Annotated in this window: 10 protein-coding genes and 4 pseudogenes; 5 read left to right on the top strand and 9 right to left on the bottom strand. The window is 58.0% G+C overall.

The features are described from left to right. The 7 genes and pseudogenes from AC0L26_RS30750 to AC0L26_RS30780 form a co-directional block, all read right to left on the bottom strand. Window positions 1-533 (bottom strand): TIM barrel protein (locus tag AC0L26_RS30750; protein WP_473635929.1); only part of this gene is annotated, 533 nt, incomplete at its 3' end. Between the two features lie 437 nt (window positions 534-970). Beyond that, window positions 971-1,486 (bottom strand): annotated as a pseudogene (locus AC0L26_RS30755) (transposase); the annotation flags it as partial. A gap of 27 nt (window positions 1,487-1,513) precedes the next feature. After that, window positions 1,514-1,632 (bottom strand): annotated as a pseudogene (locus tag AC0L26_RS30760) (IS6 family transposase); the annotation flags it as partial. A 698-nt stretch (window positions 1,633-2,330) separates the two neighbouring features. After that, complete coding sequence (locus tag AC0L26_RS30765) at window positions 2,331-3,227, bottom strand: alpha/beta hydrolase family protein (protein ID WP_473635930.1); 897 nt, start codon at window positions 3,225-3,227, stop codon at window positions 2,331-2,333. 170 nt (window positions 3,228-3,397) lie between these two features. After that, a complete protein-coding gene (locus tag AC0L26_RS30770; protein ID WP_473635931.1) occupies window positions 3,398-3,754 on the bottom strand; it encodes a tautomerase family protein in 357 nt (118 codons plus the stop codon). 39 nt (window positions 3,755-3,793) lie between these two features. Beyond that, window positions 3,794-5,152 carry an MFS transporter gene (locus tag AC0L26_RS30775; protein WP_473606766.1) on the bottom strand — a complete coding sequence of 453 codons (1,359 nt, stop codon included), beginning with the start codon at window positions 5,150-5,152 and terminating at the stop codon, window positions 3,794-3,796. Between the two features lie 61 nt (window positions 5,153-5,213). Continuing rightward, entirely contained in the window at window positions 5,214-6,200 is a 987-nt protein-coding gene (locus AC0L26_RS30780; RefSeq protein WP_473635932.1) for an NAD(P)H-dependent flavin oxidoreductase, read from the bottom strand. Between AC0L26_RS30780 and AC0L26_RS30785 the strand changes: the two genes are divergently transcribed. Then, window positions 6,156-7,244 (top strand): LysR family transcriptional regulator, encoded by a 1,089-nt coding sequence (locus AC0L26_RS30785; RefSeq protein ID WP_473635933.1) that lies wholly within the window; start codon window positions 6,156-6,158, stop codon window positions 7,242-7,244. The genes AC0L26_RS30780 and AC0L26_RS30785 overlap by 45 nt on opposite strands. Window positions 7,245-7,547: 303 nt before the next feature. Here AC0L26_RS30785 and AC0L26_RS30790 read toward each other — a convergent pair. Both AC0L26_RS30790 and AC0L26_RS30795 read right to left on the bottom strand, forming a co-directional pair. Further along, a pseudogene (locus AC0L26_RS30790) lies at window positions 7,548-7,649 on the bottom strand (thiamine phosphate synthase); the annotation flags it as partial. Beyond that, window positions 7,650-7,962: pseudogene (locus AC0L26_RS30795) on the bottom strand (beta/alpha barrel domain-containing protein); the annotation flags it as partial. 717 nt (window positions 7,963-8,679) lie between these two features. Here AC0L26_RS30795 and AC0L26_RS30800 point away from each other — a divergent pair. The 4 genes from AC0L26_RS30800 to AC0L26_RS30815 all read left to right on the top strand — a co-directional run bounded on the left by AC0L26_RS30800 (window position 8,680) and on the right by AC0L26_RS30815 (window position 14,242). Continuing rightward, entirely contained in the window at window positions 8,680-10,110 is a 1,431-nt protein-coding gene (locus tag AC0L26_RS30800; protein WP_473635946.1) for a phosphomannomutase, read from the top strand. Beyond that, a complete protein-coding gene (locus AC0L26_RS30805; RefSeq protein ID WP_473565015.1) occupies window positions 10,110-11,525 on the top strand; it encodes a mannose-1-phosphate guanylyltransferase/mannose-6-phosphate isomerase in 1,416 nt (471 codons plus the stop codon). The genes AC0L26_RS30800 and AC0L26_RS30805 overlap by 1 nt, the downstream gene beginning before the upstream one ends. Before the next feature lie 244 nt (window positions 11,526-11,769). Then, complete coding sequence (locus AC0L26_RS30810) at window positions 11,770-12,030, top strand: helix-turn-helix domain-containing protein (RefSeq protein ID WP_404926262.1); 261 nt, start codon at window positions 11,770-11,772, stop codon at window positions 12,028-12,030. Window positions 12,031-12,334: 304 nt separating this feature from the next. Continuing rightward, window positions 12,335-14,242, top strand: coding sequence for a putative bifunctional diguanylate cyclase/phosphodiesterase (locus AC0L26_RS30815; RefSeq protein ID WP_473635934.1), 1,908 nt, complete (start codon window positions 12,335-12,337; stop codon window positions 14,240-14,242). Window positions 14,243-14,293 lie beyond the last annotated feature (51 nt).

The following is a 14,293-nucleotide window of genomic DNA, read 5'->3' on the forward strand; positions in this document are numbered from 1 at the left end:
TGAAATGTGTCGTGCACGAGGCGGAAGACGGACTGGCCATCAATGGCGGCAATGGCCTTAGCCGCTTCGTTCTTCGATCGAAGTGAGCAGGTCTGGAAGCCCAGCGGCTCGATTAGACCGATCAGGCCGCGCGACTGGAGGATCGGCTTGAGCGCCTTCAAGGCAAAGCGGAGATCGCCCCTGCGCTCGCCATTGGCGGGCCAGGAGCCGTCGTTGACCGGCATTAGCATGAGCGCCTCGGCTCCGCAGGCCGCCGCATAATCGGCGAGCTTGCTCGCCTCGGTCTTGCGGGCGGGTGTCCACTCGTTGAAGCGCTGCAAGGCATTAATGGAAATGATCCCAACGCCTGCTTCGCCGGCGGCAGCCCGGACGTCCGCCGCCGGCATGCCGCGTGCAATAGCATTGCTGTACGGTTGGCTGCGGATCTGGACATCGGTCAGGCCCTGGTCACGGGCAACAGCGAAAAGTGCCCTGACGTCGAGTCCGGCCGTCGCCATGTGATCGAGTGCAAAGCGGGGCGCTGCTTGGCGCATGGCTTGGCTTTCCTTCAATGTTCCCGGAAATTTCGTCGACCCTATTGCGACACTTGAATTAAGACAAACGATTAGATCAGATGTTTTTCATCTGAAAAGGAGATGGCTGATAAACAGCGCCGAACTCAGGTTTTTCCGGGCGGGTGTGAGAGCAAACAGCACGGATTGGAGCACAATGGCTGGCCAGGGTGCTCCGCTTGCGCGTGCCGTGCGGCCAAACTCATTTCGACATCAGTTAAGAAGCTTGAGGTCAGCACTGCTGCTCTTAAGACCGAGGTTCAACAATCAAATCGAGATCAGTAAGCGTGGCCGCCGTCGAAGGTTACCCGCAGCAGCCGAGTTCCCCAACTGTGGGATGCCTCTCGCTTTGCCAAAACGTCACACGATGCTCGCATGATGGGGTCGGGAGAAGAACTGCTCAAAATCGCGCGAGGCATTTAGCAACCAAAGGCAGCTACGGTTGATTTGTTAATGATTCTTCCACCCCAGGCTTCAGCGCCTGACGCCCCGTGGCAGCGCGAAAACGCTCAATAGTTGCAGCGCCGGCGGCACGCGCGACCAGATGGTCCTCAAGACTTCTAGACCATGCCTTGCCGAACGGCGCTCCCGGATAGCACGCTGTGACCGTCGGAGGCTAACCTCGTGGAAATACAGGTCGGCATGCTGCGGGCTGATATGATGAAAGACGCCGGCGATGGTATGGCGGAAGCGGGCGTTGAAGCCCTCTACCGAATTGCCGTGGACGGCATCGCGAACACACTCACCACTGGTATGTTTCACCGTCTCGCGCTTGGCAAAGTTCTCACCAATGGCCATGAATGCTTCCACTCGTCGCTCATCAAGTGAGCTCTCGACTCGATCTGCGCTTCAATGACGCGTTCGCTTGCTCGCGCTGAGAGACCGGTCACGACCGCGGCACGCGCGTCACCGGCCGGAGCGCCGGTCGTGAGGTCGGTCGCTGCACCATGGCCATAACCGGCGATACTGATGCCGCGGTCGGCCATCATTCCTTCAAATCTCGAAGACTCAAGCCGTAGGCCAGATCCCAGCGAACGCAAAGCAGAATGGCGGACTGGTCGAAATGGCGGCCCTTGAACATCTGAACTCTCCGGCGAAACTACCAGAGGCCGTGCCATGCGCCTGGTTACCGAAGACTTTGCAACACATCTTCGCTGAAAACCCGCACGCAGACTTGGATGGCCCTGCGGTCGAGCTTCCGACAATGGTACCCCGGCGAACGACAATCGCGAGAACGGCGGATGATCCGCGCGTCTTGACCACCCCACAAAACCTGGTGCTCCCCTCGTACCGGTGTGAAGCATCTCGAGCATCGCAGGCCCGGCGCGCTCGACGATGGCGACGCCGGCCAGCAATCCTGTGCGCAATTGCGGGGCAGGATCGGGTTGACGCGGAAGGAAGCAGCTTCCATTGCGCATGGAATATGGATGTCGAGAACATGCTCGCTCGCCTGCGATCATTTCCGCCTGCGACCGGACTTCTTCCCAACTGCCGGTATCGGAGGTAATATCGTGATTGGGTGCTTCTCGAGAGAGTCGAGACTCTACGCCGTTGCAGCTCGCGATAATAGCCGCGCCGTCTTCAGCCAGCGAGCGGCCCACGATCAGCTCGAATTTTTCTTACGGTCGTCATGGGGCGGATGTACTCGGGAACCGGGGAGGTTCACGCGGGCAGGCATCCTGCACGAAGGATAACCCACAGGCGAGCATGACCGCTTTCGCTTGGAGGCCGCCAATCCGGCGGCATTGGCGGCCGAGCGAGCGCCGTTCGACGCGCAGGCTATTCGCCGTTGGACTTTAGGAAGGCGACCGTCGCTAAGATCAGCTTGTCCACGGTCTTGGCACTCTGTTCAACGCCGAAACCATGATCAACGGGTTCAGCCCACAGTTCTTCCGGACCGTCGTGATAAGCCAGCAACGACTTGGCGAGAACGGGTTGGGGAAAGACGATGCTATCGCGCGTGCCCACCGCGAGGAATAGCGGCCCCTTGTAGCGCGAGATTTCGCCGGCAGGCTGCACCGCGTAGAGGCTCTCGAAGAAGCGGCCTTTCAAGGGAATTTCCTTCCCATCTCCGACGCGCTTGGCCGGATAGACTTTATCGCCCACTGTCACAGCTTCCGCCATCTGCCTCTCGCCAAATATGGAGATGAACGCTGCCGGAAGATTGATGCCGGGATTCCAGAGCACGACAGACTTTAAAGGCGTTTTCGTCCGGCCGGCAACTGCTGTCGTGACCGCACCGCCTAGGCTCATTCCCATCAACGAAATGCGTTTGCCGTCAACGCTGTCATTCGTCGATAGGAAGTCGAGCGCCGCTTGTGCGTCCGTTATCTCGGTTTCGACGGTCATGTCTTCGAATTTGCCGTCACTCTCGCCGCTGCCGCGAAAATCGATCCGAAGCGAAGCGATACCATCCTTTGCGAGCACCGGCGCGGCACGCCCGAACAGGCCTTCCTTCACCGCCCCTGAACTCCATTCGTTGCGGCTGCCGGTGAAACCGTGAAGCATCAGGATGACGGGAGGATTCGCGACATCATCAGGCGTGACCATCGTGCCTACGATTGTCTGGCCTTCGACCTGGAACTTGATGATGGCCTCCTTGGCTTGCGCCGAAACTAAAAAAGTTGTCATCAGCATTCCCAGTGACGCTGCAACGGTTCGGTGTAGTTGTTTCATAACTGCTCTCTCTCTCCTTGTTGTTTGGAATTTGCGCGGCCGGTCAAAGCTGATGGCCGGCCGTGTCGGACTGGCATCAGCTTTGACGTCTTTCACCGCCGCGATGCGTAATTTCCGCGAAGCTCGCGGTTATGAAGTGAGCTCGATCAAGGCCGAAGGACCAATCCGCGTCACCATTTTCTACGATACTGACCACAACATCTGCAGGTCGATCGCACACACATCCAAAAAGCCCTCTTGCAACGAAACGATAGAAGGCCCTGTTTGTCGTCAGTTGACCGCGCTCGCGAGATCACCTCGATAATGATCAGCCTGTCGCTGCGAAAAAGGCCAAGGCCGGTATCCTCCGCGCGCATACGCGCTCTCTGGTGTCCGATCAGGATCTGATAGCGATCGGCGGGCGGTACTTGGAAAGCTCTGACCACCGCCTCATGGATGCAGTCGAGGATCTTTTCCTGCTCCCCAGGCGATCGGCCCTTCAGAAGGTTATTTTTATCAGCGGCATGGGTCGTCCTCTGAAATAGCAAAGAGGGCGGGGGCGCGCACTCGGCGTCCCCGTGAAGATTTCAGATTGCTCTGGCAGGTAGCCCGGTTGGGGCAGCCTCTGGCTCCCCAGGCAGCGCGCAGGGGAACCAGAGAACATTTACGACTGCGCTCATGATCGCGATCGCAATGGGATAGGCCAGGCCCGCATAGATGTTGCCCGTGTAGGCAACCAGCGACAGGCTGACGAGGGGAACAAGGCCGCCAAACACGCCTGTGCCGACGTGATAGGGCAGCGAGAGCGAGGTGTAGCGCAACTTCGCCGGGAAGAGCTCGACGAGGAAAGCTGCCATGGGGCCATAGACCAATCCGACGAAAACGAGTTGGGCGACGATCAGCGCTGTTACCAAAACGAAGTTCTGGGCAGCGGCGGCGGCGGCGATGCCCTGATAGATTGGAACATAGAACGCGGCTGCAAGAATGAAACCGGTGACAATCAACTGACGGCGGCCGATCCGGTCGGACAAGGCGCCGAAGAAAACGATGAGGGGCGTTCCGATCATCAAAGCAGTAGCAAGGCAAAGGTTCGCTGTCAGGAAGTCAAGCTTCAGCACGCTTTGCATGAAATACAGCGCGTAGAACTGGCCTGTATACCAGACGCACCCCAAGCCCGCAGTCGCCCCGAACAGTGCAAAGGCTGCATAACGCACGCCATGACCGGTGGCGAAACTCTCACGGATTGGGCTCTTTGCGGTTTTCCCGCCTTTACGAAGCTCCTCGAAGACCGGGGATTCGCTAAGCTTGAGGCGCAGATAAAGGGACAGCACGATCAAAACGGATGATAGCAAGAAGGGAATTCTCCAACCCCACTGCTTGAAGAGCTCTTCGCCGAGCGACAGCCGGCACGTAAGCACGACAACAATCGCGAGAAAAAAGCCGACGGTTGCCGTTGTCTGGATAAAGCTCGTGAAGAACCCGCGCCGGTTCGCCGGTGCGTGTTCTGCAACGTAAACGGCGGCGCCGCCGTATTCGCCGCCGATCGCCAATCCCTGGATCAGCCGAAGGACCACAAGAGCGATCGGAGCGAAATATCCCGCAGTCTCAAAGGTTGGCAAGACGCCGACGAGCGCGGTCGCAATGCCCATCAGAATGAGCGTCATCAAGAACGTGCTCTTACGTCCGACGCGGTCGCCGATGCTGCCGAACAGCAGGGCTCCCAATGGGCGCACGAGGAAGCCCGTGGCAAAGGTAGCGACGCTGATCAGAACAGCTGCCGTGGGTTCATTGGCAGGGTAGAAGAGCGTTGAGAAGAAAATCGCCAGACTTCCGTAAAGATAGAAGTCGTACCACTCGATGACGGTGCCGGCGCTTGATGCAAGGACGACGATCCAGATACCTGGTTTTTTTGGGGCGGAGTCGCCCCTTTCCTGTAGCTGTTGCATGCTGCGGTTCCCCTTTTATGTTTTTGGAAGCGGTCGGCCCTCTTCTTCAGGGCCGTGGTACTCAGTTCGCGATGCGCTGATCGAATGCGTAGACGCCAAGTCTTTCGCTTGCCTCGCGCACCGTTCGGCGGACGATGTCCTTCGCCGATGGCAGATCGTTGATGAGGCCCACCGCCTCACCGACAGTCACGTTGGCCGTGTCATAGTCGCCAGAGGCCCATGCCGCCTCGACTTTCGACAATTCTTCGGAATGCAGTGTGCGCAGCTCTTCTTCCCGCCCGTGCCACTTGTCGATGAAGCCGTTTTTGAGCAGTCGGCCGGTATAGGACGCCGGCCAAGCCTTCTGACGGACGATATCGTAGACGGAAGTCCGGATTGTCTCGTCGCCAGAGGCAGCGACTACCTTGTCCTTGGCCGCCTGATGAATGAGCGACTCTCGCGTAGCCCAGAACCTGGTTCCCATCAGGACCCCGTCTGCTCCTAGCATCAGCGAAGCGGCCAGGCCCCTACCGTCGGCAATGCCGCCTGCCGCCACGACAATGACAGAAGGCGAAATCTTTGCCACCAGATCCACGACTGCTGGAACGAAGGGCATGGTTGACCGCGCGACCAGGCCATGGCCGCCGGCCTCGGTCCCCTGAACAATAAGAACGTCGGCGCCAATGTCGATTGCGCGCCTGGCATGTTCGAGTGTGTGGATCATGCAAATCAGCGGAACATCCGCCTGCCTGACCCGTGCCGCGAGCTTCGCCGGATCCGAAAACGAAAGCATCATCGCGGACGGTCGCTCCGCAAGTGCGCGGTCAAACAGATCAAGGTCGGCTTCGACTGCCCAGGCGATGAACCCGCAGCCAACGCGTTCATTGGTGATAAGCGACGACTCTGTTTCGTACCATTGACGATCAGCATATCCCCCACCCAACAGGCCCAGACCGCCGGCGTCGGCGACGGCGGACGCAAGTGCGCCACCGGCGGCCGGTGTCATCGGAGCAAGGATGATGGGATGCTCGATTTCGAAAAATTTCGTCAGACGCGTTCGTATCGTCATCTGTACTTCTCCCAGCTTGAGGAAGTTCCCGGGAAATTTTTCTTTGACGCTATTGCGACACTTGACTTAAGACAAATGATTAGATCAGATGTTTTTCATCTGAAAAGGAGATGGCTGATGAACAGCGCCGACCTCAGGTTTTTCCAGGCGGTTGTGAGAGCAAACAGTATCGGAGGGGCTGCCGGTGTACTCAACACGGTGCAATCCAACGTCACCGCGAGAATAAAATCGCTTGAGGAGGAAATCGGTGCTCCGCTTTTTCATCGCTCCAGGCAAGGGGTCACACTGACAGCCACCGGCATTCAGCTCGTTCCCTATGCGGAGCGCGTCGGAGAGCTTCTGGACGAAGCCAAGCGCGTCGTCACAGACCGCGGTACGCCTTGCGGTTTGCTCAGGATCGGCTCGATGGAGACCACTGCAGCGCTTCGCCTTCCGCCGATCCTGATCCGCTATGCTGCAGAATATCCAGAGGTCGACGTACTAGTGGAGGCTGCACCGACTGAAAAGCTCGTCGGCGACGTCGTTGCACGCAAACTGGATGGCGCGTTCGTCTCCGGTCCCATCGCTCATCCCGAACTGAAGAGCCTATCGATCGTCGAAGAGGAGCTCGTTGTGATCTCCCCGCCGCGGTTTCGCGAGCTTTCGGATCTGAAGGCCTTGGCCGCATCACCGGCTCTGAAGGTTCTCGCCTTTCGATCAGGCTGTTCCTACCGCCGGCGCATGGACATGTTCCTGGCGGCGTGTGGGGTGACGCATGGCCGCTGGATGGAACTCGGAACAATGGACGGGATCATCGGCTGCGTCGCCGCCGGGATAGGGATGGCCATGCTACCTCGGGGGGTCGTTCAGGATGCGGCAGCCGACGGACAGGTCATCATACATCAGCTACCTGATAACCTGCGGTCGGCGCCGACTGTTTTTGTGACGCGGAGCGACGAGTATCTCTCCGCGGCACTTCAGGCTTTCATGGCGGTGGCGTCTGAAACCCATTCACGGCCTGAGTCGGCAAGACCAGAGCCGGTGCGACAACTGCAGCGGGCTTAGGAGAGGTGGAGCAAAAACAAAGAGTCAGTCTGACGCAACTCGGCGGCTCTTGTTGGCAGCTCGTAGGGTCCGTTTGCCCAGAGATCGCACGGATTGGAGCACAATGGCTGGCCATGGTGCTCCGCTTGCGCGTGCCATGAGGCCAACCTCATTCGACATCGGTTAAGGAGCTTGACGTCAGAACTGCTGCTCTTGGATCGAGGTTCAACAATCAAATCGAGATTAGTATGTAACTGTGGTCGAAGGTGATCCGCAGCAGCCTGTGAATAGCCGTAGCCAAAGCTGACGTATGTGCCGCCCAGTAGCCCGCAACTCGGCCTCATCCAGAGTCTTGATGCGAAGCTGCACCAGCTTCACGCCGAGCGTCACCAGCCGTTGGATCCAGGCAACGCTGTCCACAATCAGCTAGAACGCCGCCATGCCGATCACGGGAGTGGAGGGGACGCTTCGAGCATTCCCGAGCCGAACGGGCGCGCCATGCCGACGGGATCGGCCGCCTTGGCGACCGCCGTGTCAGAAGCACAGCGTCAAAGCCGAGCTCCATGACGGTGGCAGCATGCGAGGCGCATCGAGGGCAGCGCCCTCATATTGATCGGCCCGAGGGCAGAACCGATGGCGCTCACTACGGCATCAGCACCTTGCGCTTCCTCGTGCCGAACTCTTGGCGCGCCATGTTCGCGGTGGTGACCGCTTCCTTGACGGAGTTGCAGCCAGCGCTCTCGCCGGTTGAAGCGGCGCATGGCAAGCCCGTGGCGAATCGGCTTCCAGTGAAGCGGCTGTTACGTTGCCGAAAAGAGAATGGATGCAGACAAGGCCGAAGGCGTGGACCACGGGGACGACGACAGCGTCAACTTGTTTGGGATAGGCCTTGATCCAACGCAACTCCAGAAACAACTTTCCCAGACTTGAGGCGTTGCAGGGCAAGACATTGCTTGGTCTAGCGCCCGAAGTCACGCCATGTTCAGCCAGCCCTCTAGCTGACTCATCACCTAAAATCGCAGGGTTCTACGATGCTGGTCAAGACGGCTTTCTAGCCCCATCCATGGCATGGATGCATCCAATCCAAACAACCAAGTTTACCGACTTGTCATGATGCTGCATAGCGAAATACCGGCAGGCCGATCAATCAACCACTGCCTTAGATCATTAGATGAGCGGGCCAGAGATCCCGATGGAAGAGGAGAACTGTGCATGCCCGGCCGGACCTCAGAATGGGCCTCACGGCTCTCGTGATAGAGCGAGCCATAGGGTCCGCTAGAATCCGGTAGCCTTGGGTGGCGAGAAACCTCCCGTTCTGAGCTCCTGTTTGGATCGATCTTGAAATTTGATCGGCCGTTACTGGAACCGCATATCTGAACTGCAGGTGGCTGAGAGCGATGGCGCTTTCAATAAGCACTGCAACATTACTCACCCTGCCCACCAGCAAAGCGAAGTCATGAAATTCGGGTCAAGCGGCGTTCGAGGTTCGGATTCGGAATTGGTCGGCAAAGCCAGCGGACTTTATACCGAAGCTTTCGCTTGGCGTTTGATTTCGAGGCGGGTTCAGTCGAATAGTTCGGTCTTCATAGGCCGCGACTTACGTGACAGCAGTCAGGCGATAGTCAACAATTGCATGGCAGCGTTGGCCGCAAATGGTTTTCAGCCGATCGATTGCGGCGCCATACCTACGCCTGCCTTGGCACTATATGCACGCAGACACGGCACGGCCGCTCTTATGGTCACCGGGTCGCACATTCCAGCCGATCGCAACGGCATCAAATTCTATGGTCCGAATGGTGAAATCACCAAGGCGGATGAGGCCGCGATGACGCGCTTTGTAGGCGAAAGATCAGCTGCATATTGCTTGCCACCGGCTCCGCTGGGAGCGACGTGGCCTATGCGCCATGAGGAAGCGATCGGCTGTTATCGAGAGCGCGCCAATGACATACTGGAACCGGACTCCCTTTCCGGCATGAGACTTGGTGTCTACCAGCACAGTTCGGTCGCGGCGGAACTGTTGGTACAGGTCCTTCAATCGCTTGGTGCCAGCGTGATCGCGGTCGGGAAAACCGGAACCTTCGTACCTGTCGATACCGAAGCCGTGGACTCGGCAACAATGTCAAAATTGAAGAAATGGGTCCGTGAATTCGGTCTCGATGCCATCGTGTCGACCGATGCGGACGCTGATCGGCCACTCATCGCTGATGAAAATGGCGATCTTTTTCGCGGCGACCTGATTGGGCTCGCAACGGCTCTCTTCCTGAAGGCAGACACGGTCGTGACGCCAGTGACCTCCAATTCGGGCATCACGAAAGCTCTTGGTTTCGAAGTCCGGAGGTCGAAGGTCGGCTCTCCATTTGTCATCGAAGCCATGGAAGCCTCAGGCGGCGCCGCCGGCATCGTCCTCGGTTTTGAGGCCAATGGCGGTGTTCTGCTAGGCTCGGATTGCACGGTGAACGGGAAGACGCTGACCGCACTGCCGACGCGGGACTCGCTGCTCCCAATCCTAGCTGTTCTCGGTACCATGGCATCGACAAAGAAGAAGCTGTCGCAACTGCGCGGGTTTTGGAACCTTCCGGCGTGCGCGAGCGAACGCCTTCAAGACTTCTCTGCGGAAACTTCGCGCAGATTGATGGATCGCCTCGCAGACCACGACGCGCTGCGGCAATTTCTCGCTCCGTTCGGGACCGTAGCCGAAGTCGACGAAACCGACGGCCTCAGGGTTCGAATGAGCACAGATGAGATCATACATCTGCGGCCTTCCGGCAATGCACCGGAATTGCGCTGCTATTCGGAAGCTTCGACCGAGAGCAGAGCCACGGCGATCGTCGCCTCGGTGCTGAAAAGGGCATTGGCATCCGCGTCACAGACGATAGGGAGCATTTGATGAAAGTGGTTCCGGTCATTATCAGCGGCGGGGCCGGCTCGCGGCTGTGGCCTGCCTCCAGGCAATCGCATCCTAAGCCTTTCCTCAAGGTGGCGGACGGGCATTCGCTCATTCAGCACACCGTGTTGCGTGCGGTTTCGATAGAGGGGGTCGCCGAACTCGTCACCGTGACCTCCAAGGCCCACCTCTACCTCACGAAAGACGATTTTAACGAGCTGGAGTCTGTTGTGCTGCCGCGCACCTTCCTGCTCGAGCCGGAGGGCCGGGACACGGCCGCCGCTGTCGCCGCGGCGGCGATCCACACCAAGGCAACACAGGGTCCGGATGCGATCCTGTGCATTTTTCCGGCGGACCAAATCATCGGCGACCTGCCGGCTTTTCGAAGCGCCATGAGCCGGGCGATAGAGCATGCGCGGCAGGGGCACATCGCTGCCCTGGGCATAAATCCGAACAGGCCGGACACAGCATTCGGCTACATCGAGGCCGATGGCGAAAAAGTCGTCCGTTTCGTCGAAAAGCCGGACATCGAGACCGCCAAATCCTATGTCGCCTCCAAACGTTTCTTTTGGAACGCCGGCATCTTCTGCTTCAAGGCGCAGGTCATGCTCGACGAAATGGCTGCGCATTGTCCGGAGGTGATCGATGCCGTTCTCGCTAGCTACGAGAATGCTCGCGTCAGCCACGGCGACCATGTTGCCAGCATCGAACTCTCATCTGAGCACTTCGCCATGGCTCCTCGTATTTCACTCGACCGAGCGGTGATGGAAAAAACCCACAATCTCTCCGTCGTTCCCTGCGAAATGGGGTGGAATGACATTGGGTCGTGGAACGCAATGGCTGAACTGGTCGCCGCTGACGTGAACGGAAACAGGATTCGCGGCGATGTTCACATGATCGACACCATGCGCAGTTACATAAGCTCGGACAAGAGAGTCATCGGCACCGTCGGTATCAGCGACCTGGTGATCGTGGATTCCCCCGATGCCCTGCTTGTCGCATCCCGCGATAGCGTCCAGGACGTAAAGAAACTCTTCGAGGGACTCAAGGCTGCGGGACATGAAGCACACTTACTTCACAGTACAGTGCACCGGCCCTGGGGCACCTACACGGTTCTGGAGGAAAGCGAGCGCTTCAAGATCAAGCGCATCGAGGTGAACCCTGGCGGGCGCTTGAGCCTGCAGATGCACCATCACCGCTCCGAGCACTGGGTCGTGGTCAGCGGCACTGCGAAAATAGTCAACGGCGACCAGGAGCTACTCCTGACCACCAATCAATCCACCTATATCCCGTGCGGTCACAAACACCGGCTCGAGAACCCCGGCAATATCGACCTGGTGATGATCGAGGTCCAAAGCGGCGAGTATCTCGGCGAAGATGACATCGTGCGGCTTGATGACGTATACGGTCGAACCTGACAGTCCACCTCTACAGGTCGCAATCAAGTTGGCGCACTCGCGAACGTCTTCTTGTAGCTATATAGGAATCCTCGAAGATGAGGTCTGATCTAAACGGTGGCGGCCGCCGCATTAGCGGAGCGCCTCCCACGCCCAGAGTGGTCGCGTTTTGGATCCGCCGGCTCGGGCTTTTTCGGCTCCTATCTCAACATCGGCCGCCGCTTGTTTCGCATCTTCGAACGGCCGGTCTCTGCTTGGAGGCAAAATGACTGCTTCGCCTTTCGCGCTGCCCGAGACAGTACTTACCGCAATCTCAAACGGAAAACCCGCAATTCAGGCATATCGAGAACATCTTGGCTATTCGACCGAGGAGATCGCCGTGACGAGCGGACTGACGGTAGAGGAGGTCAGGCTGATTGAGTCTGGCCATCCCTTCGACAAGGGATATCGCGATCGGATCGCTCGGGCACTTGGCTTGGCTGAAAGTATCTTCGATGAAATCTCATCCATCCCAAACGCTGCTTGACCTCGCCCTCTGAAGATTACCCGCCGCAGGGGCCGTGAAGAGCATCGCGAAGCCCTTGTGCATCGCCTTCGGCGGCACGACCAGCGCAGCTTCCGTGCCGCTCCTTCCTAGATCCCAGTTTCGTGCCGAATCCAATCGGGACACCACGACGCCGCGTTCCTTTGACCGCTGTAGTTCTCCGCAGACATCTCATTGGCTGAGCGACGCAAAAGGCTGATGCCCCGCTGAATCGTTAACCCGTCCTTCAGGGGGGGTGCATAAATCTGCGCTCCGGAAGAAGACCAGAAAGCAAGCTGACTGATCTATGGCCCTGAACAAAGAAGACGCGCTGGATGCCAGAATTCTTCAGGATCAGCTCGCTGATTTGAGGGCCGGTCTCTTCGTGTCGATGCCGATAAGCACTATCCTATCAGGCCTGATTTTGATGGTGCAGGCCCTTTCTGGTGCCGGCTTTGCCGCCGCAGTCTGGTTCTTGATTATCAATGCTATAAATGTCGCGCGCCTTGCACTAGCCCATTATCAGCTAAATGAGACGGGTCATCAGGACGATTTGATATGGATTTCGCAGCGGCTTCGCTGGTTTGCCATTCTTGCTCTTGTGGCAGGATTTGCCTGGTCCTTTCCTGCCGTCCTCACGGCCGGATACACAACACCCCAAGCGGCGCTGCATCTGATCATTCTGGCGGGGATTTCAGCAGGTGCGGTAACATACGGCAGTTCGTATTCCGCGGCAGCGATCAACTTCATCACACCGCCACTCCTTATCACTGCAGGATGGCTGCTGACGAAAGGCAACTTGGAAGACTACATTCTGGCTTTTGCGGTTCTGCTCTTCGAGGGCGGCTTGGTTCGAAGCTCGTTTGTAGGGCAAGCGCGCTTCCGCGAGGCGAGCCGCCTGAGACATGAGGCCGAGCGGCTTGCGGCCGAAATGGAGCGCAATTCCAGGGAGGACCACTTGACGGGCCTGCTCAACAGACGGGGCCTCGAACACGCAATCGGCCAGTACGAGAACACAGACGGCCCCTTCGTGGCAATGCTGATTGACTTAGACGGTTTCAAGTCTGTCAACGATACCTACGGCCACAGGACGGGTGATGAACTGCTCGTCATGATCTCCCGCCGGATAGAGCAAGAAGCGCCCGCAGGCTCAACGCTCGCCCGTATCGGCGGTGATGAATTTGTGCTTTTTTTCCCCTCGCTCAGAAATTCTCCTTCTCCCAGTATTCTCGCATCCAACATCATAGCCAAACTTGCTCGCCCCTATCCTGGGGTCGCGTCGGTCCGGATCGGAGCATCTTTAGGAATATACTTGGCTGAAAGCCCGGGGCTGACAGAAATGTTGTTGCGGGCGGATATCGCCCTTTACACAGCTAAGCGTCGTGGCAGGAACGAATTTTGCCTGTTCGATGCCGAACTCGACAGGGAGCTGCATCGCCGCCAGTCCATTGAACGCGACCTTCATTCGGCGATAAATACGAGAAGCCTCAGTTCTTGGTTCCAGCCCATCGTAAGACTCGATACCGAGGCCCTGGTTGGTTTCGAAGCCTTGCTGAGGTGGACCCACCCGATTCATAGCGCCATCTCTCCGCCCGAAATCATCACAGCCGCGCGCGAAACCGGAATGCTTCAGCTGCTGACCCATACGGTATTCGCGGACTGTTGTGCTCTTATCGACGGCTTGTTGAAAGCTGACCGCCGTGATGTACGTGTGGCAATGAATGTTTCACCGCGCGAACTGGAGGCCGGCGATATCGACGATATGATTCTGAATGGTTTGGCCGCAAAAGACCTGCCACCAACGATGTTCGAAATTGAGATCACCGAAGAATCCCCTGTGGACCCGGACAGAGTGGATGAGAAGCTCGGACGGCTTTCACATGCCGGCATCTCCATCGCGCTCGATGACTTCGGCACCGGCTTTTCCACATTGGCATCGCTCAAGGACAGCCGGATACGCAAGGTGAAAATTGACCAGGGCTTCGTTCGCGGTCTGGCAAGGTCCCGAGACGACCGGCTGCTTGTCAAAACGGTGATCGATCTTGGTAGGACGCTTGGGATCGAGGTCATGGCCGAGGGCGTGGAGACAGAGGCAGACCGACAAATTCTGCACAAGCTTGGCTGCAGAACCGCTCAGGGCTTCCTATTCTCCAAGGCGGTAACTCTGACCCAAGCGCTTGAATTTGCAGTAAACGAGCACGCGAAAGACTTGTGACCGGTACCAGCTATTGCTGACTGCATCAAGGAGAGCGCCAAAGGACGAGAT

This window comes from Mesorhizobium sp. WSM4823, assembly GCF_055811195.1.